Genomic DNA, 2,979 nt, shown 5'->3' on the forward strand with positions numbered 1-2,979 from the left:
GACGCCTGCGCTTCTATCAAAAAAAATAGAGTATTATATGCAAGAATACTCAGTACTGGATGCGTCAGTTTTACAGAAAAAAATTAATGAAACTATTGCAACGGCTATATTAAAGTAATTGGGGGTAAGTTTGATTATAATGGATTTGACTGCAACGCAGCCTACTAAAGATGCCCGGTTTCATGGCGGTTCTGAATATGCAAAAGAGATTTTTTTCAGATCGATTGAATCTGGGTATGTCAACTTTCAATGCGTTTATAACAAGAACTACGAGCTCGATGAGGCTATTGTTAGTGCTTGTGTCAAAAATGATATACTGCTTTATCCAGTGGAAAATAATGAAGGTTTGTATAAATACATTGAAGCTGTTGAGCCACGGGTTTTTTATTCTGCCATGCCTTATCAGTTGCATGAGTTGCCTACTGCACATACTCATTTCATAATGACAGTCCACGGTTTAAGGGAGATTGAGTGCCCATATGATAATGTTCAGTGGGCATATACGGCGGGGGTTGTTAGTAGGCTAAAATTGTTTATTAAGGCTTTCGTTTTAAAGGATTACACAATAAAAAAATACATTTCTATTTTTGAACGATTGCTAACTAAAAAAAATATAACAGTGATTACGGTTTCTGAGCATACAAAATACTCGATTCTTTCCAATTTTAGCAAGTTTGAACCAAGTAATATCCATGTGTTTCCCGCACCATGTCCATTCGGAAATGACGAACCAGTGTTATCTCCAGAGTTGATGTCTATGCAGTTGAAGGGAAGGGGCTTTTTCTTGCTAGTCAGTGCTAATCGATGGATGAAAAACAATCACCGTGCCTTGCTCGCACTATCTAATTTTTATGATAAAAACCCAGAATGTGAAATCATAACGATAGTGACTGGTGCAAAAAAACCACCTAATTTCTTGAAGGGAAATAATAGATTTAAATTTTTGGATTATATAGATACTTCATCATTGAATTGGCTCTATAAAAATGCATATAGTTTTATCTATCCGAGTCTTAATGAGGGTTATGGTTACCCTCCTTTACAAGCGATGCACTATGGCACGCCTGTTTTGGCCTCGTCTGTCTCAAGTATTCCTGAGGTGTGCAAAGACAATGTTATTTATTTTGATCCCAGAAATCCTCGTGAGATCGAAAACCGTATTTTTCAACTTTACTTGGATTCCGAGCGTTACGAGAGTTTAAGGAAAAAAGGATTGCAACATAGCATGCATGTGCAGGGTGAACAAGAGTTGAAGATGAATGCATTGATTTCAATGATATTTAATAAGACTTATAGCAATGGCTCGTAAGGTGTCAGTGCTTCTTTCTCTCCTTAAATATCAAATTTTCAGAAATTTGATTAGTACGTGTTTTATCTCAGCTGCACGTAGAGAGCGATGAAATGAATGATGACGTAAAAAAAAGCACGATTACTGGCCTGCTTTGGAGTGCGGCAGAACGTTTTTCTGTTCAAGGATTTCAATTTGTAATAAGTATTATTCTTGCGAGAATTATATCACCTGCGGAATTTGGGATTGTTGGAATAATTTTAGTTTTTGTTCTTATATCTGATATCATAATAAATAGTGGTTTTTCACAGGCGCTAATCCAAAAGAAAGATAGGGATAATATTGATCTTTCAACAGTGTTCTATTTTAATGTGATTATAGGTGTCGTTTTATACGGTGTGCTATTTTTTTTGTCGCCTACCATAGCTAGCTATTACGAGAAGCCAGAGCTTGAACATGTGCTAAAGATGATATCTATAGTAATCATGATTAAGCCATTATATCTGGTTCATATGACTTTGCTATCAATAAGGTTGGATTTTAAGTTACGAACTAAAATAAATTTCATTAGCGCTTTCCTGAGTGGCGGTATCGCAGTTTTTTTAGCAAGTAAAGGTTTTAGTGTTTATGCACTCGTCTGGCAACAAATAGCCAACAATTTTCTCATTGTCTTGCTGTCTTTTTTTCTTATTAAATGGATTCCTGGGTTGGTTTTTTCATTCAGTTCACTTGCAAGTCTCTTTAGTTTTGGTTCCAAGTTGTTGATAGCAGGTCTTGTTAGGAGCGTTGTTGATAATGGATATGCTATATTGATAGGGAAATACTTGTCGATTAAAGATGTAGGGCTATATACTCAAGGGAGAAATATACCCGATCTTATATCAATGAATTTATTCACTATATTGCAAAATGTTTTCTTTCCTGTTATGTCGAATCTACAGAATGATCGTGAGTCATTACTTAAATTTTATCATCGTGGAGTTGAAGGCGTTGCTTTTCTAATTGTTCCCGTGATGATTGGCTTGATGATGATATCGGAGCCATTCGTAAGATATTTTCTTTCGGAGCAGTGGATGGGCGCCATCGTTGTAATGCAGTGGGTTGCATTATCACGATTAATTATTCCAATTAGTGCACTGAACTGCAGTTTGATAAATTCTATAGGACGTTCGGACGCTTATTTAAAGGTTGATTTAGCTAAACTACCTATTACCGTTGCCGCGCTATTAGTTACTGTTCCTTTCGGATTGAAGGTTGTTGTTATTGGTAATGCTTTAGTCTCCTTTATTTGTTTTTTTATAAACGCTTATTATCCTGGGAAGTGGTTTGGTTATGGTGCAATTAAACAAATAAAAACCATGTTTCCTATTCTGATTAGTGCTTTGATAATGGCAGCCTCTATATATTTTATCCATTTTGAAAATGGACTGTTAGAGATTTTTGTTAAAATTACCGTGGGTGTAATTGTTTATTATATATCTGCGCTAATCTTGAAGGTTAAAATTTGTCAAGAAATTAATCATGTTTTTTTAAAAGCTGTCTTCAAAAGATAAAAAAATTTTTTTCCGTTAATTGATGGCTGGTTTTTATTATAGGAGATTGTAGCGTGAAGAATGTTGTTTTCGTGATGCCATATTTAGGATTGACGGGAGCAGAGCGAGTTGTATTTAACCTGTTAAATAATCTTAGTA

The 2,979-nt window shown here is 35.3% G+C and carries 2 protein-coding genes; both read left to right on the top strand.

The window, feature by feature from the left end:
* Positions 1–139 precede the first annotated feature (139 nt).
* Positions 140–1,309, top strand: a complete 1,170-nt coding sequence (locus C9411_RS25120; RefSeq protein ID WP_107228151.1) for a glycosyltransferase — start codon at positions 140–142, stop codon at positions 1,307–1,309.
* Between the two features lie 92 nt (positions 1,310–1,401).
* Positions 1,402–2,841, top strand: coding sequence for a lipopolysaccharide biosynthesis protein (locus C9411_RS25125; protein WP_107228150.1), 1,440 nt, complete (start codon positions 1,402–1,404; stop codon positions 2,839–2,841).
* Positions 2,842–2,979: the final 138 nt, after the last annotated feature.

The sequence above is a fragment of the Serratia sp. Nf2 genome (assembly GCF_003028435.1).
GTDB classification, from domain to species: Bacteria; Pseudomonadota; Gammaproteobacteria; order Enterobacterales; family Enterobacteriaceae; genus Serratia; species Serratia marcescens_L.